This is a genomic window from Frankia sp. QA3 (assembly GCF_000262465.1).
Lineage (GTDB): Bacteria > Actinomycetota > Actinomycetes > Frankiales > Frankiaceae > Frankia.
The window spans coordinates 1,214,616-1,233,801 of record NZ_CM001489.1 but is presented as its reverse complement, the minus strand read 5'-3'; the positions used below and the strand labels follow the sequence as shown (position 1 = coordinate 1,233,801).

Annotated in this window: 18 protein-coding genes; 7 read left to right on the top strand and 11 right to left on the bottom strand. The window is 73.8% G+C overall.

Annotated elements, in window-relative coordinates; all coding sequences use genetic code 11:
• Nucleotides 1-13: 13 nt before the first annotated feature.
• The 7 genes from FRAQA3DRAFT_RS04860 to FRAQA3DRAFT_RS04830 form a co-directional block, all read right to left on the bottom strand.
• Entirely contained in the window at nucleotides 14-361 is a 348-nt protein-coding gene (locus FRAQA3DRAFT_RS04860; RefSeq protein WP_009737949.1) for a hypothetical protein, read from the bottom strand.
• On the bottom strand, nucleotides 358-1,488 hold the full coding sequence (locus tag FRAQA3DRAFT_RS04855; protein WP_009737948.1) for a phosphotransferase family protein: 1,131 nt from the start codon (nucleotides 1,486-1,488) through the stop codon (nucleotides 358-360). Before FRAQA3DRAFT_RS04855 ends, FRAQA3DRAFT_RS04860 begins: the two co-directional genes overlap by 4 nt.
• Nucleotides 1,488-2,705, bottom strand: a complete 1,218-nt coding sequence (locus tag FRAQA3DRAFT_RS04850) for a CaiB/BaiF CoA-transferase family protein (RefSeq protein WP_009737947.1) — start codon at nucleotides 2,703-2,705, stop codon at nucleotides 1,488-1,490. Before FRAQA3DRAFT_RS04850 ends, FRAQA3DRAFT_RS04855 begins: the two co-directional genes overlap by 1 nt.
• A 173-nt stretch (nucleotides 2,706-2,878) precedes the next feature.
• Nucleotides 2,879-4,114 carry an acetyl-CoA C-acetyltransferase gene (locus FRAQA3DRAFT_RS04845; RefSeq protein ID WP_009737946.1) on the bottom strand — a complete coding sequence of 412 codons (1,236 nt, stop codon included), beginning with the start codon at nucleotides 4,112-4,114 and terminating at the stop codon, nucleotides 2,879-2,881.
• Complete coding sequence (locus FRAQA3DRAFT_RS04840; RefSeq protein WP_009737945.1) at nucleotides 4,111-4,929, bottom strand: ABC transporter ATP-binding protein; 819 nt, start codon at nucleotides 4,927-4,929, stop codon at nucleotides 4,111-4,113. Before FRAQA3DRAFT_RS04840 ends, FRAQA3DRAFT_RS04845 begins: the two co-directional genes overlap by 4 nt.
• The gene (locus tag FRAQA3DRAFT_RS04835; protein ID WP_009737944.1) at nucleotides 4,926-5,678 is read right to left on the bottom strand and encodes an ABC transporter ATP-binding protein; all 753 of its coding nucleotides are present in this window, start codon (nucleotides 5,676-5,678) and stop codon (nucleotides 4,926-4,928) included. The genes FRAQA3DRAFT_RS04840 and FRAQA3DRAFT_RS04835 overlap by 4 nt, the downstream gene beginning before the upstream one ends.
• Nucleotides 5,675-8,098 (bottom strand): ABC transporter permease, encoded by a 2,424-nt coding sequence (locus FRAQA3DRAFT_RS04830; protein WP_009737943.1) that lies wholly within the window; start codon nucleotides 8,096-8,098, stop codon nucleotides 5,675-5,677. The genes FRAQA3DRAFT_RS04835 and FRAQA3DRAFT_RS04830 overlap by 4 nt, the downstream gene beginning before the upstream one ends.
• Between FRAQA3DRAFT_RS04830 and FRAQA3DRAFT_RS34580 the strand changes: the two genes are divergently transcribed.
• Nucleotides 8,097-8,237, top strand: a complete 141-nt coding sequence (locus tag FRAQA3DRAFT_RS34580) for a hypothetical protein (RefSeq protein WP_157467104.1) — start codon at nucleotides 8,097-8,099, stop codon at nucleotides 8,235-8,237. The two genes, FRAQA3DRAFT_RS04830 and FRAQA3DRAFT_RS34580, sit on opposite strands and share 2 nt — an antisense overlap.
• 348 nt (nucleotides 8,238-8,585) lie before the next feature.
• Here FRAQA3DRAFT_RS34580 and FRAQA3DRAFT_RS04825 read toward each other — a convergent pair whose 3' ends face one another.
• Both FRAQA3DRAFT_RS04825 and FRAQA3DRAFT_RS04820 read right to left on the bottom strand, forming a co-directional pair.
• Nucleotides 8,586-9,203, bottom strand: coding sequence for a TetR/AcrR family transcriptional regulator (locus FRAQA3DRAFT_RS04825; protein ID WP_009737942.1), 618 nt, complete (start codon nucleotides 9,201-9,203; stop codon nucleotides 8,586-8,588).
• 78 nt (nucleotides 9,204-9,281) lie between these two features.
• On the bottom strand, nucleotides 9,282-10,946 hold the full coding sequence (locus tag FRAQA3DRAFT_RS04820) for a long-chain-fatty-acid--CoA ligase (protein ID WP_009737941.1): 1,665 nt from the start codon (nucleotides 10,944-10,946) through the stop codon (nucleotides 9,282-9,284).
• Between the two features lie 104 nt (nucleotides 10,947-11,050).
• Between FRAQA3DRAFT_RS04820 and FRAQA3DRAFT_RS04815 the strand changes: the two genes are divergently transcribed.
• From FRAQA3DRAFT_RS04815 to FRAQA3DRAFT_RS04805, 3 genes are all read left to right on the top strand, one after another.
• Nucleotides 11,051-12,001: a hypothetical protein gene (locus tag FRAQA3DRAFT_RS04815; protein WP_009737940.1), complete on the top strand. Its 951-nt coding sequence runs from the start codon at nucleotides 11,051-11,053 to the stop codon at nucleotides 11,999-12,001.
• A complete protein-coding gene (locus FRAQA3DRAFT_RS04810) occupies nucleotides 11,998-12,942 on the top strand; it encodes a 3-hydroxyacyl-CoA dehydrogenase family protein (protein ID WP_009737939.1) in 945 nt (314 codons plus the stop codon). Before FRAQA3DRAFT_RS04815 ends, FRAQA3DRAFT_RS04810 begins: the two co-directional genes overlap by 4 nt.
• A gap of 72 nt (nucleotides 12,943-13,014) precedes the next feature.
• Nucleotides 13,015-13,809 (top strand): SDR family NAD(P)-dependent oxidoreductase, encoded by a 795-nt coding sequence (locus FRAQA3DRAFT_RS04805; protein WP_232291920.1) that lies wholly within the window; start codon nucleotides 13,015-13,017, stop codon nucleotides 13,807-13,809.
• 60 nt (nucleotides 13,810-13,869) lie between these two features.
• On the opposite strand, the gene FRAQA3DRAFT_RS04800 is transcribed toward FRAQA3DRAFT_RS04805, so the two are convergent.
• On the bottom strand, nucleotides 13,870-15,045 hold the full coding sequence (locus FRAQA3DRAFT_RS04800) for a thiolase family protein (RefSeq protein ID WP_009737937.1): 1,176 nt from the start codon (nucleotides 15,043-15,045) through the stop codon (nucleotides 13,870-13,872).
• Nucleotides 15,042-15,512 (bottom strand): Zn-ribbon domain-containing OB-fold protein, encoded by a 471-nt coding sequence (locus tag FRAQA3DRAFT_RS04795; RefSeq protein WP_232291919.1) that lies wholly within the window; start codon nucleotides 15,510-15,512, stop codon nucleotides 15,042-15,044. Before FRAQA3DRAFT_RS04795 ends, FRAQA3DRAFT_RS04800 begins: the two co-directional genes overlap by 4 nt.
• 113 nt (nucleotides 15,513-15,625) lie before the next feature.
• Between FRAQA3DRAFT_RS04795 and FRAQA3DRAFT_RS04790 the strand changes: the two genes are divergently transcribed.
• The 3 genes from FRAQA3DRAFT_RS04790 to FRAQA3DRAFT_RS04780 all read left to right on the top strand — a co-directional run bounded on the left by FRAQA3DRAFT_RS04790 (nucleotide 15,626) and on the right by FRAQA3DRAFT_RS04780 (nucleotide 18,942).
• Nucleotides 15,626-16,540 carry a DUF1028 domain-containing protein gene (locus FRAQA3DRAFT_RS04790; RefSeq protein WP_009737935.1) on the top strand — a complete coding sequence of 305 codons (915 nt, stop codon included), beginning with the start codon at nucleotides 15,626-15,628 and terminating at the stop codon, nucleotides 16,538-16,540.
• Nucleotides 16,541-16,724: 184 nt separating this feature from the next.
• Nucleotides 16,725-17,933, top strand: coding sequence for a PLP-dependent aminotransferase family protein (locus FRAQA3DRAFT_RS04785; RefSeq protein WP_035920592.1), 1,209 nt, complete (start codon nucleotides 16,725-16,727; stop codon nucleotides 17,931-17,933).
• A 43-nt stretch (nucleotides 17,934-17,976) separates the two neighbouring features.
• Nucleotides 17,977-18,942, top strand: a complete 966-nt coding sequence (locus FRAQA3DRAFT_RS04780) for a D-alanine--D-alanine ligase (protein WP_009737933.1) — start codon at nucleotides 17,977-17,979, stop codon at nucleotides 18,940-18,942.
• Nucleotides 18,943-19,186: the final 244 nt, after the last annotated feature.

Here is a 19,186-nt window from a genome sequence, read left to right as displayed (position 1 = left end):
ATCGACAGCTGCACTAGCGGGCCGGGCCGCCCGACGGCCTGGGCCGCGCGGGCGTCGTCACCTGGACGACCCGGTCCAGGGTGCGGATCACGAGGGCAAGCGCGGACTCGGGATCGTGCACCGTAGGCGCGACCGCGGCCCCGCCGGCCCCACCGACCCCGTCAACCCGAAGCTGAAAGGGGTCGCGCAGGGACACCGCGACGAGATCGGCCTCGACCTCGACGAGGTCGATGGTGGGCGGGTCGCCGTCGAACCTGCCCCGGTCCCAGACGACCGTGACGATGCTGCCATTGCGCACCCCCCGCACCTCGAACGACTCCGTCCCGGGCCCCACGTCGGCCCCCCGTCCACCATCGGTCATCGCCGGTCTCCTTGCGTCGAGGGTCCGGTGGGATGCCGGACGGGGGGATGCCGGACGGGGGGGAGCAGGCGGCGGTCGAGTTCGGCGCCCAGGTCGGCGAAGAGGCGCTCCAGCAGGGCGCGCTCGGCGGGTGCGGTGACGGCCTCGGCGGCCCGCCACACCAGGCAGGCCATCTTCACCGAGCCGAGCACCTCCCACCACCGCAGGGCCGCGAGGTCGGGCGCCCAGCCGGCGGCGGCGCCGTAGAGCTCCGGCCAGCGAGCGAGGTCCACCAGGCCGCCGGCCCGGTCGGTGCCGACCCGCCAGCAGACGAGCTGCGCCCAGGCGAGGTCCTCCAGCGGGTCCCCGACGTGGGCCATTTCCCAGTCCAGCACCGTGCGCAGCCCGCTGGGGCCGCCGTCGCCGTGACCGTGCAGGATGTTGCCGGTCCGGTAGTCGCCGTGGAGCAGGGTGACCCGCGCGGGCGGGGGTGGCGGGTTCGCGGCGAGCCAGCCGAGCGCCCGGTCCAGCACGGCGGTGTGCGCCTCGGGGGTCGCGCGCAGCTCGCCGCTCCAGCGAGCCAGCTCCGCGCCGGCGACCCGCGCCGGGTCCGGGCGCACACCGCCGAGGACGTCCGCCGGCACGTCGGCGGCGTGGATCGCCGCCAGCGTCGCGGCGAACCAGTCGGCAAGCTGCGCCCGGTGCCGCACGTACCAGGGGTCGCGGTGCAGCGGGCCGATCGCGGCCGTGCCACTGCACCGCTGCATCACCAGGTACGGACGGCCGAGTTCGCCGCCGGGTCCGCCGGTGGCGCCGTCGCCGCTGGCCACCGCGTCGGGCACCGGCAGGCCCGCGGTGTGCAGGCTGTGCAGCAGGGCGGCCTCCGCGGGCCGGCCGAGGGTCTGCCCGCCCGCGCCGACGACGCCGGCGGCCGAGTCGGCGCACAGGATCAGCGGATGCACGACGCCGTCCCGGGTCACCGCGTCGAACGACCACATCTCGCGGGAGTAGCCGCCCTTGAGCGGGTGCAGGTCGAGAATGTCGGCCTCGGCGAGGGCGGGGTCGGCCTCGGCGAGGGCGGGGTTGTGTCCCGCGGCCAGCAGCGCGCGCAGCACGTCCGCGTCGACCCCGTGGGTGACGGCGGTCATCAGGAGATCACACCGGCGATCTTGAGGTTGATGAGCTCCTCCTCGGAGCGACCGAGCGCCAGGACGACCTCGTCGGTGTGCTCCCCGAGAGTCGGCGCCGGGGTGAGCACCGGCAGGTCGCCGTCGACCCGGGCGGGCACCGGGACCAGCGGCAGCCGCGCGCCACTCGGGTAGTCGACCTGCTGGACGTAGCCGTTCGCCAGCGCCTGCGGATCGGTCAGCGTGTCGCCGGGGACGGCGACCGGCGCCCACTGGCCCTCCTGGCTGTCGAGGGCCTTGACCAGCTCGTCGTAGGTGATGGCGGTGAAGATGGCGTCGAGGGCCGCGACGCACGCCTCGGCGTGCTCGGTGCGCAGGGCCAGGGTGGTGAACCGCTCGTCGGCGGCCAGCTCCGGGTGACCGAGCGCCGCGCACAGGCCGGACCAGTAGCGGTCGGCCTGTAACATCCCGAGCACGAAGAAGTGGCCGTCGGCCGTCCGGTACAGGTTCGTCAGCGGGTTCGGCGGGCGGCGCCGGTCGAGCTGGACGATGTTGTCCGCGCCGATCGCCGCGGCGCCGGCGATGGTGGCCTGCATCGCCCACAGCCCGGCGCCGAACAGCGACACGTCGACCACGCTGCCCTGGCCGGTCCGCTCCCGCTGGTACAGCGCCCCCGCGATGCCGCCGGCCAGGAACATCCCGCTCTGGATGTCGCCGAAGGCGGGGCCGGGCAGCAGGATCGGGAAGTCGTAGCCCGGCGGGACCGAGGCGGTGCTGGCGCCCGACCGGCTCCAGTAGGAGATGCCGTCGAACCCGCCCTTGTCCGCGTCGGGACCGTCGGGCCCCTGGCCGGTGCCGCGGCCGTAGATGATGCGCGGATTGCGCGCCCGGACCTGGTCGACGTCGATGCCGAGGCGCTCCCGGGCCGACGGCATGAAGCTGGTGATGAACACGTCCGCCTCGTCGATGAGGCACATCAGCAGTTCCAGGCCGTCGGGGGTGGCGATGTCGATGCCGACGCCCCGCTTGCCGCGGTTGAACACCTCCCACAGCGTCGTGACGCCGCCGTCGCCGGGGCCGAAGCCGTAGGACGACAGCGCCCGGACCGGGTCGCCGGTCTCGGGATGCTCGATCTTGATCACGTCCGCGCCCCAGTCGGCGAGCGCGGCGCCGGCCGACGGCACGAAGCCGAACAGCGCCACTTCCACGACCTTGATGCCCTCGAGGATCCTGCCCATCGCCTGCCTCCACACCCCGGGACGGGCGGATCCCCGCGGACCCGCCCGCCGCCCTGATCGCCGTCGCGGCTGTGATCGCCGTCGCGGCGTTGTTTGTCCGGACCTGATCCGCGCGTCCGGACCTGATCTGCGCGTCCGGACCTGATCCGCGCGTCCAGAGCTGCTCGACGCGGTCAGAGCCGCTCGATGATGGTCGCGGTGCCCATGCCGCCGCCGGTGCACATCGTGACGAGCGCGGTCGACAGGTCTCGGCGCTCCAGCTCGTCGAGGGCGGTCTGCAGGAGCATGCCGCCGGTCGCGCCGATCGGGTGGCCCAGCGCGATCGCCCCGCCGTTGACGTTGACCTTCTCGGGATCGAGGTCGAGGTCGCGGATGGTCTTCAGCGGGACCGCGGCGAACGCCTCGTTGATCTCCCACAGGTCGATGTCGTCCACCGTCATCCCGGCCCGCGCCAGGCAGCGGCGCGAGGCCGGGCCGGGCGCGGTCAGCATGATGACCGGCTCCGCGCCGACGACCGCGCTCATCACCACCCGGGCCCGCGGGCGCAGGCCGTGCGCGCGGGCGAACTCGGGCGAGGCGAGCGCGAGTACGGCCGCGCCGTCGACGATGCCCGACGAGTTGCCGGCGTGGTGGACGTAGTCGACCTCCTTGACGTCGGGGTAGACGTCGCGGACCATCTCGCCGAAGGCCCGGTCGTAGCCGTAGTCGGTGAACACGGCGCGCCCCAGGGCCGCGAACGACGGTGCCAGCTTCGCCAGCGTCTGCGGGGTGGTGCCCGCCCGGGGATGCTCGTCGTGGTCGAGGGCGACGGAGCCGTCGGCGTTGACGATGGGCACCACGCTGCGGGCGAAGTGGCCCTGCTCGATCGCGACGGCGGCCCGCTGCTGGCTGCGGGCGGCGAACGCGTCGACGTCGTCGCGGGTGAACCCCTCGATCGTCGCGATCAGGTCGGCGGACACCCCCTGCGGGACCTGCGGGAACCGGGCCCGCACCGCCGGGTTGCCGGCCGAGAAGTCCAGCGGCCCCTCCTCGGCGGGCCAGCGCGACATCATGTCCACGCCGCCGGCGAGCACGAGCCCCTGGTGCCCGGACGCCACGCCCATCGCGGCGAAGGTGACGGCCTGCTGACCGGACCCGCACCACCGGTTCAGCGTCACGCCCGCCACCGTCTCCGGCCACCCGGCCGCGAGGACCGCCATCCGGGCGATGTCGCCCCCGTGGTCGCCGACGGCGTTGCCGTTGCCCATCACCACGTCGTCGACGAGCTCCGGGGCGAAGCCGACGCGGTCGGCGAGCGCGCGCAGGAGCTGGCCCAACAGTTCCTGCGGATGCAGGTGATGCAGCGCCCCGGTGGGCCGGCCCTTGCCGCGGGGGGACCGCACGCCGTCAAGAATCCAGGCCTCGCTCATCGTGATCCTTCCGGGTCGGCATCCAGGTCGGGTTCCGCGTCGGCGTCGGGGACGGCGTCTGGCGCGGCCTTCGGGTCGTCGGTTCGGTCGTCGGTTCGGTCGTCGGTTCGGGCGCCGGCGCCGAAGTAGGTCGATTCGAGGGCGGCGGCGCGCCCGGCGATCTCCGCGGTGGTGCCGCTGGCCACCAGGTCCCCGTGGACCAGCACGGCGGCCCGGTCGGCGACCTCCAGGGCGAGGTGCACGTGCTGCTCGACGAGCAGCACCCCGGCGCCGGTGTCGTCGACGATGCGGCGCAGCACCGGCAGCAGGCGTTCGACGATGACGGGGGCGAGGCCGAGGCTCATCTCGTCCACCATCAGCAGGCGTGGCTTCGAGGTCAGGGCCCTGGCCATCGCGAGCATCTGCTGCTCGCCGCCGGACAGCAGCCCCGCCCGCCGGCCCAGCAGCGGCTCCAGCGCCGGGAAGTACGACAGCGCCCGATCGAGGTCACCCCGGCTGCGCGCGGCGGCGAGCCGGAGGTTCTCGGCCACCGTGAGCTGGTAGAACAGCGAGCGGTCCTCCAGCACGTGGGCGAGCCCCTCGCGGGGTGCCCGGTGCGCCGGGCGGCCGCGGACCGAGCGGCCGAAGACCCGGATGTCGCCCTTCATCACCGGGTTGAGCCCCGAGGTGGTCAGCAGCGTCGTGGTCTTGCCGGCGCCGTTCGGGCCCAGCAGGGCCACGATCTCCCCGGCGTGCACGGTCAGGTTCAGGTCGCGGACCATCGCGACGCCGGCGTAGCCGGAGTACAGCCCGTCGATCTCCAGCAGCGCGGTCATGATGCCGCCTTCGTGCCGAGGTAGGCCGCCCGGACCTTCTCGTCGGCGACGACCTGCGCCGGCGTGCCGTGCGCGATCCTCGTCCCGAACTCGATGACGTAGACCTCGTCGCACACCCCCATCACCAGCCCCATGTCGTGGTCGACGAGCAGGATCGACACGCCGGCGTCGACGATGCGCCGCAGCCGGCGGCCGAACTGCTCCGACTCGGTGGTGTCCAGGCCCGCGGCCGGCTCGTCCATGCAGATCAGCGCGGGCCGGGCGGCGAGGGTACGCCCGGCGCCGACCAGCTTGCGCTGGCCGTGGCTGATCTCGGTGGGCAACCGGTCGGCGAGGTGGGCGATGCCGAGGACGTCCAGCGCCCAGTCGACGTCGGTCTGGTCGCGTTGGCGGCCGGGCCGGACCAGGTCGAGCAGGAACCCGCCGACCGTCTGCCGTTCGGCGCCGACCTGGAGGTTCTCCCGCACGGTGAGGTCCTCGAACAGCTCCAGCGACTGCCAGGTGCGGCCGAGGCCCAGGCGGGCCCGGCGGTGGGCCGGCTCGCGGTCGACGCGCCGCCCGCGGAAGTGGATCGCACCCTGGGTGCGGGTGAAGCCGGAGATGCCGTCGATGAAGCTCGTCTTGCCGGCGCCGTTGGGGCCGATGAGCCCCACCAGGCGGCCCTCGTCGACCCGCAGGTCCAGCCCGTTGACGGCGTGCAGGCCGCCGTAGACGACGCTCATCGCCTCGGTGCGCAAAAGCTCGGTCATCGCGCCTCTCCCGCCACCGCGGGCGTCGCCCCGGCGGATCCGCTCACGTGGGAACCGGCAGCGGACCCGGACGCAACCGGGGTGGGCGCTGCATTCGGGGTGGGCGCTGCATTCGGGGTGGGCGCGGCGGATGGGACAGTCGGGGTGGGCCCGGTGGTCGGGGTCGCCGTGTCCGCCGGGATGAGTGGCTCTGCCGGGGTGGATGAGTCCGCCATAGTGGCTGAATCCGTCGAAGTGGGTGGGTCCGCCGGGGCGGGCGGTCGGAGCCTTCGGCGCAGGGCGAGCAGGTCCGTGCGGGCCTTCCCGGCGACGCCCTCGGGGTTCAGCACCGCGGTGACGACCAGGCCGAGTCCGCCGAGCAGCAGTACGAACTCGTCGGGCAGCCCGAACACCTGGTTGAGGACCGTGAAGCCGAGCCCGCCGCCGACGAGCAGGCCGCCGGTGACCGCGCCGGTGACGCTCGCGATCCCGCCGAGGTAGGCGAACGCGAAGAACATCAGCGACTTGTCGTAGAGGAACTTGTCGGGGGTGACGTTGCCGGTGCGGTAGGCGATGACCGCGCCACCGACCCCGGCGATGAACGCCGACACCCCGAACGCCAGCACCTTCACGGCGGCCACGTTGACCCCCGCGGCGGCGGCGGCCCGCTCGTTCGAGCGGATGGCCAGCATCTGGCGCCCGGTCAGCGACCGGCGCAGGTTCGCCACGAGGTAGCCCAGCGCCACCACGACGACGAGGCAGAACACCAGGGTCAGCGGGTTGGGCTGGGTGCCGTCCCCGATCGTGACGCCGAGGAACTCGTGGGTGGCGGTGTCCTGGGAGCGGAGGAGATCCGGCGTCGTCACGGTCGCGCCGTCGAACCCGCCGTTGATCCAGGAGTTGGCGAACACGACCTTGTCGACGGCGACGGCGAAGGCGAGCGTGGCGATCGCGAGGTGCACCCCGCGCACCCGCAGCGCGGGCAGCGCCACGAGCACGCCGGCGACGACCGCGACCGCGGCGCCGGCGAGGATGGGCAGCGGGAACGGCCAGCCGTGGTGCGTCGACAGGCTCGCGACGGTGTAGGCGGACAGGCCGGCGAAGCTGGTCTGGGCCAGCGAGATCTGCCCGATGAAGCCGGTGAGGACCACGATGGACAGGCAGATGACGATGCCGGTCAGCGTGTTCGTCAGCCCGTCGCGCATCGCCGGTGACAGGAAGAACACGCCGGGGATCAGCGCTACGACGGCCAGCCCCGGCCCGCCGTAGCGCAGCGCCCACGGCCGCGCCGACGGCGAGAACGGCAGCCGGCCCGGCCCCAGCACCCCGCGCGTCGGCAGCGACTGCCCGCGCAGGGCCAGCACCGCCACGATGACGACGAGCGGCACGAGCAGGTCGACCCCGGGCACCGGCAGCCCGCCGGCCTTCGGAAACCAGCTTTCGTTCGCGCCGAGGAAGGTCACCAGCGAGACCTGCATGCCCAGGCCGAAGGCGGCCAGCGTCGTCCACCCGAACGAGGTGAAGCCGCCGACCAGGGCGGCGGTGACGGCCGGGACGATCAGCGCCGGCATCGTGTTCGGGTCGACGGCGGAGTTCACCGAGGCGACGAAGATGCCGAGCAGCCCGGTGACGACGGTGGACAGCACCCAGGTCGCCGCGGCGAGCCGGTCGGCGGAGAAGCCGAGGACCGTGGCGCCCTTCTCGTTCTCGGCGGCGGCCCGCACGGCGAGGCCGAAGCGGCTGCGCCCGAACAGCGCCCAGAGCGCCACGGCGAGCACGAGCACCAGGCAGACGACGAAGAGCTGCTCCTGGGTGATCTTGAACAGGCCGAGGTCGACCTGCGTCTTGTCGACGAACGGTAGCGGCCCGACGACCTGGGTCGTCGTGGAGAACCGCCGGACGACGACGGCCTGCAGGAACAGCAGCACGCCGACCGAGGCGACCACCTTGGCCAGGACGGGGGCGTGGCGCAGCGGCCGGAACACCGCGACGTGCAGCACCAGCCCGAACAGCGCGCAGAACACCAGGGCGAGCACGAGGGCCGGCCAGAACCCCATCGCGGTGCCGAAGGACACCGAGGTGGGCCAGTGCGGCACCGCGAAGGAGTCGTCGCCCGCCAGGTGCACGAGGCCCTCGATGGGCGCGAGCGGGTTGGGCAGCGGGGGGAGGAACAGGTCGCCGTGGGCCCGCAGGTCGGCGTAGACGTAGGCGGCATACATCGCCACCGCCGCCCCCGCCAGGTTGACCACCCCGGACCCGCGGTAGGTGACGACCACCCCGAGGGCGATCGCCGCGACCAGCGCGCCGAGGGCGAAGCCGCCGCCGGAGAAGAAGTTGGCCCGGTAGTCCCCCTTGGCGAGGATCACCGCGAGCAGGGCCACCACCACGAGGGCGGGAACGCCCGTGCGTAATCGTGCGGAGGGAGTTCGGGGTCGCGTCATGTCGTCCAAGCTCCTGTTCCCGGCGGGCTGGCAGGCCCCGGTCACCGGCGGCGGTGCGACGCGGCGCGCGGGTGGGCGGGCCGGTGGCGTCGGCCGGCCCCGCGAGCAGGCCCGCCGGCGCGTCGACGGCCATCCGTGACCGCCGGGACCGACCGCCTCCCCGGAGCGCCGATCGCGTTCCCGGCGGGGCCGCCGACCGCTGCGGCCTGCGAGGTAGGAGCAAGGTATGCGGGCGGCAGATTTATGTCAACCCACGAGTAGAAATTAATCTGCGTCACACTGGCGCGAGCTCGGACGCGCACGCGCGCAGGCCAGGGGATGCACTGGCGAGTGGCCCCGGCAGGGCGGACCGGCCGGCGGAGCGAACCGGCCGGCGGAGCGAACCGGCCGGCGGAGCGGATGGCGCGGCGGGGCGGGTGGCCGGGGGGCGGATCGGACGGATCGGCCGGCCGGGCGGGTGCCCCGGCGGGGACTGGCCCCGCCCGGCTCAGCGCAGGACGAGGGCGACGCAGGTGTCGGCGAACGCCTCCGGCGAGTCGCGCCGGGCGTCGAACCACTTGTAGGACCAGCTCGTCATGCCGATGATCGCGTTCGCGACGAGCCTGGGGTCGCCCGGCCCGATCACCCCGGCCGCCATCGCGGCCTCGACGGCGAGGATGAACTGGCGCAGGTAGAGGTGCTCCTTGTGGCCGACGTCGGCGAGGTCGGCGTGCTCCAGGCCGGCCCGCTGGTCGAAGAACACGGCGAACAGGGCGGGATCGCGCGTGACGAGCAGCGCCTGGTGGCGGATGAGCGCGGCGAGCCGTTCGCGCGGATCGGCGAGGTGGGCCAGCGTCTCGACCTCGGTCAGCGCCACCGTGATGGCGCGTTCGAAGACCAGGCGGAGCAGGTCGCTCTTGCGCTTGACGTAGTAGTAGAGGCTGGCCTTGCGCAGGCCCATCGCGGCGGCGACGTCATCGAGCGAGCCGGCCTCGTACCCGTGCGCCTGGAAGACGTCCGCCGCCACCCGCACGATGTTCTCCAGCCGATCGCGGTACTCCTGGCTGGGCTCGAGGTTGCGGGGGCGGCCACGCTTGCGCGGCGGGTCGGACTGAGTCGTGTTCATGCGTTCCTCCGCAGGGCTCCGCACGCCCCGAGACGATATCGACCATCCGACCAGCAGGTAGATTGCGGTCGGCGAGGTCTAGCTTACGGACCGCCCGCGTCCGGACCAGTAAGGGTTACGCAGCTCACGCTTGAGCACCTTCCCCGCGGCGTTGCGGGGCAGCGCCTCGACCAGATCGATCGAGGTCGGGCACTTGTAGGCGGCCAGCCGGGCGCGGGCGAAGGACACGACGTCGGCGGTCGTCGGGGTCCGGCCCGCCTCGGCGACGACGACGGCCTTGACCGTCTCGCCCCAGCGTTCGCTCGGCACCCCGATCACCGCGACGTCGGCGATGTCGGGATGGGACATCAGGACGTTCTCGACCTCGGCCGGGTAGACGTTCTCCGCCCCGGTGATGATCATGTCCTTGACCCGGTCGTGGATGAACAGGTAGCCGTCGGCGTCGAGGTAGCCGGCGTCCCCGGTGCGCAGCCAGCCGTCCTCGAGCAGCACCGCGGTCTCGCGGGGGTTGTGCCAGTAGCCGGGGGTGTTCTGCGGCGAGCAGATCCAGATCTCGCCCACCTCCCCGGCGGCGGCGTCGGCCCCGGTATGCGGCGGGACGATGCGCACCCGGGCTCCGGGCACCGCTCGCCCCGCCGAACGTAACCTTCCGACCGCCCCCGCGACCCCGGCCGCGGCCGTCCCGGCGGCCTCGATCGCACCCGGGTCGGTGGCGCCCCCGGCGGCCTCCAGAGCCCGGCGATGATCCTCCGGCGTCAGCATGGTCACGGTGCCCGCGGTCTCGCTCAGCCCGTAGACCTGCACGAAGTCGCAGTGGAACGTCGCGATCGCTCGGACCAGCACGTCCACCGAGATCGGCGAGGCCCCGTAGACGATCGTGCGCAACGACGACAGGTCCAGGTCCGCGATGCCGGGCACGCCGAGCATCGTGCGCAGCACCGCGGGCACCGCGAACAGGTTCGTCACCCCGTGCTCGGCCACCGCGCGCAGGATCTCGCCGGGATGGGCCTCGCGCAGCAGCACCGTGTGACAGCCGGCGTGGAAGCCGCTGAGCGAGTAGCCGCTGCCGGAGATGTGGAACAGCGGCATGGCCACCAGGTTCACGGTGTCGGGCCCGAGGTCGAGCGTCTCCCCGCCCATCCGCAACAGCGAGAGCAGGTTGTGCTCGGTCAGCATCACGCCCTTCGGCAGGCCGGTGGTGCCCGAGGTGTAGAGCTGGATGCGCACGTCGTCGGGCTTCGCGCACAGCCCGGGATCGACCGCGGGCGCGGCGGCGACCCACTCGTCGTAGTCCTGGTAGCGGGTCGAGTCCTGGTAGCGGGTCGAGTCCTGGTGGCCGGTCGAGCCGCCGACCACGATGATCTTCTTGACGCCGGGCAGCTCCGCCTCGACCGCCTCGACGGCCGCCGCGAACGCCGCGCCGACGACGAGGATCCGGGCCTGCGCGTCGGCGACGATCGCGGCGATCTCGACCGGCGCCAGCCGCCAGCTCACCGCGACGTTCACCGCCCCCAGCTTCGCCCCGCCGAAGAGCAGCTCGTAGTACTGCGCGGCGTTGGCGTCGAGGTAGGCGACCCGGTCGCCGGCGGCGATCCCCTCACCGGCGAGGGCCTGGGCCACCTGGTTCGAGCGGGCGTCGAGCTGGGCGAAGGTGACGGTGCGGCCGTCGGCGGTGAGCGCGGGCTGGCCACCGCGCCCGGCGCCGTGGGTGCGGATCAGGTCGGCGATGGAGCTGATCGGCATGTCATTCCTCGATCCTCGCGGCGACGACCCGCAGACCGTAGGAGCCCCGCCATATTATTGTCAACCCGCGAGTCGAAGAAACATGCGTCCCCAGGGGGTTCCTCGTGATCACTCTCCTCGGATCCGCGACCTGGCACAACGGCCACGTCGACGGCGTCATCCGGGACATCCGCCGCCCGGTGCCCGAGGACGGCCTGCTGAGCGGGGCCGTCGCGCGCATGGGTGACTCCGACGCGGGCCCCGTCGTCGCGATGTCCATCGAGGGCCGGATCTTCCCCCGCAAGGCCCCCGTCCACCTGCACAAGAGCGACAGCTTTCGGATGGCGCTGGGCGAGCCGATCCGGGTGGGCGGCACCAGCTACGCCCACGGCGAGTTCCGCCTGCAACAGGCCGACGCCTTCTACGGACCGGAGTACTGGACCGACGAGGTCGGCACCAACCAGCTCCTGCTGATGGCCGACCGGCGCGGGCTCAAGCCCTACCTGACCGACGCGCAGCTCCAGCGGCTCGCCGACACCGCCCTCGCCGACGACGTCAGCCTCGAGGGGGTGGCGATGCTCCCCCGCGACGCCGACGTCCCGCACGCCATCGCCAACAGCTTCGGCGCCGCCCCGCGCCCAAGCCACGTCGACGCCGGCTTCACCGACACGACGGGATGGCCGGTGCTCTCCGACGGCAGCCGCCTGGCCACCATCGCGTTGGGGCACCGGAAGTCCGGGGTGCTCCTGCTGTGCTGGGACCGGCCACCAGGCGCCGCCGCGCTGCCCGCCTTCCGGCTGGGCGCTGACCTGGTCCGGCTCGTGGTCGAGGGATCCTGCCGGATCGGCGAGCCGGGCGCCGACGTCGAGCTCGGCCGGCTCGGCTTCCGGCTCCAGCAGGAGGGCACCTGGCACGGGGCGTCGCGATCCGGGCCGACCGGGTCGAAGGAGCTGTGGATCGTCGCCGACCGACGGGCGTGGCCGCCGATCACCGCGGCCGGACCGGCCGAGGGGCCGCTGGCCGAGGTGGGCGCCGAGGTGGCGGCCCTGGCCTCCCGGCTGGCGGCAGCGGCATGACCGCCGGCGACAACCCGGCCGGCACCGCGGGGACCTCGGTGACGCCGAAGACCTCGGTGACACCGAAGACCTCGGTGACGCCGGAGACCTCGGTGACGCCGGGGATCTCGGGAGCCGCGGGAGCCGCGGGAGCCGCGACGACCGCGGCAGCCGTGGGGACGGTGGGAGCCGTGGGGACGGTGGGAGCCGTGGGGACGGTGGGAGCCGTGGGGACGGTGGGGGTGATCGGCGCGGGGGTGATGGGCGCGGGGATCGCGCAGGCGGCGGCGATGGCCGGCTGCGCGGTGGTCTGCGTCGACACCAGCGCCGCGGCCCGCGCGCGCGCCCGCCACCAGCTCGTCGAGGGCCGCTTCGGGCTGCGGACCGCGGTCGAGCGCGGGAAGCTGGACGCCGCGGACGTCGACCGGGTGACCGCGAGGATCGCCTGGGAGTCCGAGCTGGCGGCCGTCGCCGGCGCGGCGGTGGTCATCGAGGCCGTGCCCGAGGACCTCGCGCTGAAGATCCGGGTGTTCCGCGACCTCGACCGGGTCGCCGCCGCCGGCGCCGTCCTCGCCACCAACTCCAGCGGCTTCCCGGTCGGCGCGCTGGCCGCGGCGACCGACCGGCCCACCCGGGTCCTCGGCTGGCACTGGTCCTCGCCCGCGCAGATCATGCGCTTCGCCGAGATCGTCGTGACCGAGCAGACCGACCCGGACGCCGTCGAGACGGTGACCCGCCTCGCCCGCGGGCTGGGCAAGAACCCGGTCGTCGTGCGCGACGCCCCGATGTCCTGGGGCTACGTCGCCAACCGGGTGTACTGGGCGGCGGTGGCCGAGGCGCGCCGGATCGTCGCCGAGGGGATCAGCACCGAACGCGACGTCGACCAGTTGCTGGTCGACTGCTTCCGCTGGCCCGTCGGGCCGTTCACGATGATCCAGGGCGCCACGGCGGGCTGGACGTAGCCACGCCGGCGGACCCCGCGCGGCCCGACCCTCACCCCGGACGCCCCCCACCCGGACTATTTGCAGGAGCGCATGATGCCCGGTCTCACCTTCGATCTGTCCGGCCGCGCCGCCGTGGTCACCGGCGCCAGCCGAGGCATCGGCGCGGCGTGCGCGCGCGCCCTCGACGCCGCGGGCGCGCGGGTCGCCCTCGTCGCCCGCACCAGCGCGGACCTGGACGCCGTGGCCGGCGGGCTCGCCAACAAGCCCGTCACGATCAGCGCCGACCTCACCGTCGAAGCCGACGTCCGGCGGGCGGCCGACCAGGCCCTGGCGGAGCTCGGTGACGTCGACATCCTGGTGAACAACGCCGGGCTCGGCTGGCACCAGCCGCCGGAGGCCATCACCGCGAAGCCGCTGGACCTGCAGCTCGACCTCAACCTGCGCAACGTCATCCTGCTGACCTCGTGGCTCGCGCCGTCCCTGCTGCGGCAGCGAGGATGCGTGGTCACCATGTCGTCGGCGGCGGCCTACGGCGGGGACGTCGAACAGGCCGTCTACGCGGCGACCAAGGGCGGCCTGAACACCCTGACCCAGAACCTGGCCACCGCCTGGGGCGATCGGGGGGTGCGGGTCAACGCCGTCGCGCCCGGCTTCGTCGACACCGACATCTGGCAGCCGCTGGTCGCCGCCCTCGGCGACGAGGGCTACCAGCGGTTTCGCCGGGCGACGGCGGCCGGCATCCCGCTGCGGCGCTGGGCGAGCGCCGACGAGATCGCGACCGTCGTGCTGTTCCTGTGCTCCGACGCGGCGTCCTACCTCACCGGCCAGACACTCGTCGTCGACGGCGGCGGCGCCCCGCTCCCGAGCCGGCACCTCCCGGCCTGACCCGAGCCGTCAGGCGGCGGCTCGGCGGCCGACTTCCCAGCCGCTCAGCCGCTCAGCCGCTCAGCCGCTGACGAGGATCGTCGAGCGGTTCGTGCCGGCCATGCCGCCGGTGATCACGGCGGTGCGGGCGGCGTCGACCTGGCGCTCCCCCGCGTCGCCGCGCAACTGCTGCACCGCCTCGATCACGGAGCCGAACCCCTGCGTGGCGCGCCCCTCGCTCAGGTTGCCCCCGTGGGTGCACACCGGTACCCGGCCGAACAGCCGCAGCCGTTGCTCATCGTCGGACCACGACTCGCGCAGCAGCGCCGGGCCCTCCCCCGGCCCGGTGTACAGAGCCTCCAGCCACAGCATGGCCAGGATCGTGAACCCGTCGTACGGGTAGGCGAGGTCGATGTCGGCGGGGGTCAGGTCGCTGCGGGCGAACAGGTGGCCGACGGCGCGGCGGGCAGCCAGCCCGTCCGCCTCGGGCCACAGCAGCCCGTCGTTGCGCTCCGGCAGGGCGCTGGCGAACGCCTCGACGAGCACGGGCGGGTGCGGCAGGTCGCGGGCGCGGCGCTCGGTGGTGACCACGACGGCGAGCGCGCCGTCGATCGGCGCGTCCATGTCGAGCAGGCACATCGGATCGTCGATCATCGGGGCGGCGAGGTAGTCCTCGACGGTCATCGGGGTGCGGAAGACCGCCCGGGGGTTGCGGGCGGCGTTCGTCCGGTTGTTGACGGCGATCCGGGCGAAGTCCGCCCGGGTGCTGCCGTGGCGCGCCATGTGCTCCCGCATCACCCGCGCGGCCCACAGCATCGAACCGCCGTGCTCCACCAGCGCGTGGTCGAGGCCGGGGTCGAACTCGTGCGCCGGGGCCTGGCGCAGCGGGTCACCGCGGCCGACGACCGAGGTGTTCGCCCACCGGTACTTGCCGTGGTAGCACAGCGCGTAGTCGCAGTTGCCGGTGAGCACCGCGTTCGCTGCCGTCGACAGCGCCGTGACCGACGGCGGCTGCGCCGTGTCCCACCAGCGGACGTCGGGTAATCCCAGCGCGTCGACGACGTACCCGGGCCACAGCGTCGGAGAGTCCGTGCCGTACACGCCGACGACCCCGTCGATCGCGTCCCGCGCGACCCCGCTGTCGAGCACGGCCGCGCGGGCGGCCCGGGCGACGAGGCTGCCCGGCCCCACGCCGCTGTCACGCGCCAGCTCCGACCAGCCGATCCCCACGATCGCGGCCTGTTCCAGCCCGCTCATGCCCCCGCCTTCCCCGCGCCGCCGTCCGCGGCACCGCCCGCTGTGCCGTCCGCGGCGCCGGGCGGCCGGGCCGGGTTGGCGTCGACCGGCCCGAACTGCGGGTACACGCCGCCGGCGTCCTCCCACCAGCCGAGTGCCAGCGGCATCCCGAGCGTGACCCGCTCCGGCTCGATCCCCACGATGCGGGTCAGCAGCCGAACGCCCGGCGCCTCCGTCAGCGCCACGACCCCGCTGACCACCGGCGGCGACCCGGGCGCGACGCGGGGCAGGGAGTACGACACCAGCCGTCCCGCCCCGGCGAGCACCGTTCCCACCAGGGCGTCCGACCAGCAGCCGGGGCAGAACGGCCGCGGCGGGAAGACCCAGGTGCCGCAGTCCTTGCAGCGGTCGACGCGCAGCTCCCGCCGCTGCCACCCCTGCCACAGCTCGACGGTGTCATGGTTGATCCGAGCCATTCCGACCCCCAACCGCCCGGAAACTTTTTCTCGACTCTCGGGTCGAGCATATATCTCGGGCCTGGTCGACGACCCCGCACAGGGATGGAGGAGAGATAGCGGCGTCGACCGTTAGGGTCGTACGGGTGACGGTCTCGATCGTGGCGCGTGATCCCGAGACCGGGCGGCTGGGAGTCGCGACCGCGAGCCGCGTTCTTGCCGTGGGTGTGGGTGTCCCCCACCTGCGTCCGGGAGTAGGCGCCGTGGCGGTGCAGGCGGGGGCGCCGCGGCGATGGGGGACGCTGGCGCTCGACGCGCTGCGCGCGGGTCTGTCAGCCGAGGACGTCGCCGCCGTGGTGGGCAGGCTGCCCGGCGCCGATGCGGCCCAGCTGGGGATCGTGGCGGCCGACGGCGGGGCCGCGGTCGTGTCGGGGCCGCGGGTGGAAGTCGAGGTCAGCGCCGCCTGGCAGGAAGACGTGTGCGTCGCGGCGAACCTGATGGAACATCCCGGCGTCGCCGAGCGGACCGTCGCGGCCTACGACGCCTCGTCGGCGCAGCCGTTTCCCGCGCGGCTGGTCGCCGCCCTGGCGGCGGCGGACGAGATGGGCGGCGATCTGCGTGGCCGTCAGTCCGCCGCGCTGCGCGTCGTCGACCCGGCCACGTCGTCGGGCGAGACGCGAAGTGGGCGGCCGCTCGGCGGCGAGGTCGACCTGCGCGTCGACGACGCCCGCGACCCGGTCGGCGAGCTGCGCAGGCTGTGGGACCTCCACCGGTCCTTCCAGCATCTCCTCCGCGCCATGAACCCCGACGGCCTCTACGAGGACCTGGCCCACATCGAGGCCGCACTGGCGATCACACCCGACGACCTGACCACCGTGGGCGCCGCCGCGCTCGCCCTCACCCGGGCCGGCAGGCTTCACGACGCCACGCCCTTCCTGCGCCGCCTGGCCGCGGAAGAACCCCGCACCGCCCTGCGCCTACGCCGGCTGGCCGCCTCCGGACGCCTCGACTCCGCAGCCGCCGGCGCCGCACTCCAGCTCCTCGAAGACCCGCCCGGCTGAGGTGCGCGCCTACTTGTGATCAAGAGATGGTATGCGGGAGCACCCCGTTGGCTTCCCGCGCGCCGCGACCCTGCCGGACAGCGCGGCCGGCCGCTGACAGCGTCATCCGATGCGGGGCAGGGTAGTGTCGCGGGGCGTGACTCTGGATCGGTGGCGGGAGCGGTACGCGCAGCGTGCCCAGGGGATGATCGCGAGCGAGGTTCGGGCGCTGTTCGCGGTCGCATCCCGTCCCGAGATCGTGTCGCTCGCCGGGGGCATGCCGGCGGTCGACGCGCTGCCGCTGGAGGCGGTCGCGGCGACCGTGTCGGAGCTGGTGCTGAGCCGGGGGGCGGTGGCGCTGCAGTACGGCTCGGCGCAGGGCGATCCGGGGCTGCGGGCTCGGATCTGCGACGTGATGGCCATGGAGGGCATCAGCGACGCCCATCCCGACAACGTGGTCGTGACCGCGGGTTCGCAGCAGGCGCTGGACCTGCTCACCCGCGTGTTCGTCGATCCCGGTGACGTCGTCGTCACCGAGGGGCCGACCTACGTCACGGCGATCAACACGTTCGCGGCGTACCAGGCGCGGATCGTGCACGTGCCGATGGACGGCGACGGCCTGTCGCCGGGCGCGCTCGCGCAGACCCTGGGGCGGCTGGCCGCCGAGGGCGCCCGGGTGAAGCTGCTCTACACCGTCCCGACCTTCCAGAATCCCGGCGGGATCACCCTGACGCCGCCGCGGCGGGCCGAGGTGCTGGAGATCTGCCGGCGCGCCGGGGTGCTGGTCGTCGAGGACAATCCGTACGGGCTGCTGTCGTTCACGGGTGAGCCGGTGCGGGCGATGCGCGCCGACGCCCCCGACGACGTGGTGTACCTGGGGTCGTTCTCGAAGACGTTGGCGCCGGGCCTGCGGGTCGGGTGGGCGCTGGCCCCGGCGCCGGTGACGGCCCGGCTCGTGCTGGCCGCGGAGTCGGCGATCCTGTCCCAGTCGATGTTCACCCAGCTGGTGGTCGAGCGGTATCTGGCGACCCAGCCGTGGGCGGAGCAGGTGAAGGTGTTCCGGGAGATGTACCGGGAGCGTCGCGACGCCATGCTCGACGCCCTGGCCGAGTCGATGCCCGCCGGCGCCACCTGGACCCGGCCGGACGGCGGGTTCTTCGTCTGGGTGACACTGCCGGGCGGGGTGGACACCAGGGCGATGCTGCCGCGGGCGATCGCCGCCCGGGTCGCCTACGTCCCCGGCGCCGGGTTCTACGCCGACGGGTCGGGTGGCAGCAGCATGCGGTTGTCGTTCTGCTACCCACCACCCGAGCGCATCCGCGACGGCGTCGGCCGGCTTGGCCGGGTCGTACGGGACGAGCTGGACCTTCGTGAAACCTTCGCCGCCCGTGACGACGTCGCCCACCGCCCATGATCCGCCCGTCCCTGATCCGCCCGACACCGTGAAGGACGCGACGATGACCGATCTGGGCCGGGTGCTGATCCTCGCCGGCGGACTGTCGCCCGAGCGGGAGGTGTCGCTGCGATCGGGCGGGAGGCTGCGCGACGCGCTGACCCGCATCGGGGTCGAGGCCGAGCTGGCCGACGTCGATGCCGCGACGCTGCCCGCGCTGGCCGCCGACCCGCCCGACGTGGTGTTCCCCGTGCTGCACGGGACGTCGGGTGAGGACGGCACGATCCGTGAGGTCCTGGACCTCTACGACCTGCCCTACGTGGGCGCCGCGCCGCCGGCCTGCCGGGTGGCGTTCGACAAGGCGACGGCGAAGGCGGCCGTCGCCGCCGCCGGGGTGGCGACGCCGGCGGCGGTGACGCTGCCCCGCGAGGCGTTCCACGACCTGGGCGCCGCCGCGCTGATCGAGCGGATCGTGGCCCGGCTGGGCCTGCCGGTCGTGGTGAAGCCCCGCGCGGGCGGATCGGCGTTCGGGGTCAGCCGGGTCGACGACGCCAGCGGGCTCGCCGAGGCGCTGATGGCCTGCTTCGGCTATCACGACTCGGCGCTGATCGAACGCGCCGTCAGCGGAGTCGAGATCACCATCGGTGTCGTCGACACCGGCGACGGGCCGGTCGCGTTGCCGGCGGTCGAAATCGAGCCGGCCGGGGGGGTGTACGACTACGCGGCCCGGTACACCGCGGGCGCGACCGCGTTCTTCACCCCGGCGCGCCTCGACGACGCGGTGCTGTGCGCCGCCGCCGAGACCGCCATCACCGCGCACCGCGTGCTGGGCCTGCGCGACCTGTCCCGCACCGACCTGATCGTCGACGCGGCCGGTACCGCGCAGTTCCTGGAGGTGAACGTGGCCCCCGGCCTGACCGGCACGAGCACCTGGCCGATGGGCCTGCACGCCGCCGGCCTCGACCTCGCCGTGATCTGCCGCGACCTGGCGGCCCGAGCGCGCACTCGCCGCGGCACCCCTCACGGTTGACCGTGGCGCCGGCTCGGCGGCGACAGGGTGAGGTGCAGGCGCTCGGCCGCCCGGCTGAAGGTCGACGGGTCCGTTGCCGCGGAGCATAGCCGGGCAGGTCCGTTGCGCCGACCGGCCCCGGTTCACGATCTTCGGTAACCGCTTCCCACCCGGATGTGGATCTTTGTTGTGCGGTTAGCCTTGGGTGATGCTGGCGGTGCGCTTCGGGTCGACCGATCGAAGGTGGGGTCGACTGATCGGCTGT

Coding starts and splice junctions, on each gene's coding strand:
- FRAQA3DRAFT_RS04840 (WP_009737945.1), bottom strand. CDS start 4,929: ATGACCGCGCTGCTGGAGATCGACGGGCTGTACTCCGGCTACGCCGGC.
- FRAQA3DRAFT_RS04780 (WP_009737933.1), top strand. CDS start 17,977: ATGACCGATCTGGGCCGGGTGCTGATCCTCGCCGGCGGACTGTCGCCC.
- FRAQA3DRAFT_RS04830 (WP_009737943.1), bottom strand. CDS start 8,098: ATGACGCGACCCCGAACTCCCTCCGCACGATTACGCACGGGCGTTCCC.
- FRAQA3DRAFT_RS04805 (WP_232291920.1), top strand. CDS start 13,015: ATGATGCCCGGTCTCACCTTCGATCTGTCCGGCCGCGCCGCCGTGGTC.
- FRAQA3DRAFT_RS04835 (WP_009737944.1), bottom strand. CDS start 5,678: ATGACCGAGCTTTTGCGCACCGAGGCGATGAGCGTCGTCTACGGCGGC.
- FRAQA3DRAFT_RS34580 (WP_157467104.1), top strand. CDS start 8,097: ATGTCGTCCAAGCTCCTGTTCCCGGCGGGCTGGCAGGCCCCGGTCACC.
- FRAQA3DRAFT_RS04820 (WP_009737941.1), bottom strand. CDS start 10,946: ATGCCGATCAGCTCCATCGCCGACCTGATCCGCACCCACGGCGCCGGG.
- FRAQA3DRAFT_RS04845 (WP_009737946.1), bottom strand. CDS start 4,114: ATGAGCGAGGCCTGGATTCTTGACGGCGTGCGGTCCCCCCGCGGCAAG.
- FRAQA3DRAFT_RS04850 (WP_009737947.1), bottom strand. CDS start 2,705: ATGGGCAGGATCCTCGAGGGCATCAAGGTCGTGGAAGTGGCGCTGTTC.
- FRAQA3DRAFT_RS04810 (WP_009737939.1), top strand. CDS start 11,998: ATGACCGCCGGCGACAACCCGGCCGGCACCGCGGGGACCTCGGTGACG.
- FRAQA3DRAFT_RS04855 (WP_009737948.1), bottom strand. CDS start 1,488: ATGACCGCCGTCACCCACGGGGTCGACGCGGACGTGCTGCGCGCGCTG.
- FRAQA3DRAFT_RS04825 (WP_009737942.1), bottom strand. CDS start 9,203: ATGAACACGACTCAGTCCGACCCGCCGCGCAAGCGTGGCCGCCCCCGC.
- FRAQA3DRAFT_RS04860 (WP_009737949.1), bottom strand. CDS start 361: ATGACCGATGGTGGACGGGGGGCCGACGTGGGGCCCGGGACGGAGTCG.
- FRAQA3DRAFT_RS04785 (WP_035920592.1), top strand. CDS start 16,725: ATGATCGCGAGCGAGGTTCGGGCGCTGTTCGCGGTCGCATCCCGTCCC.
- FRAQA3DRAFT_RS04800 (WP_009737937.1), bottom strand. CDS start 15,045: ATGAGCGGGCTGGAACAGGCCGCGATCGTGGGGATCGGCTGGTCGGAG.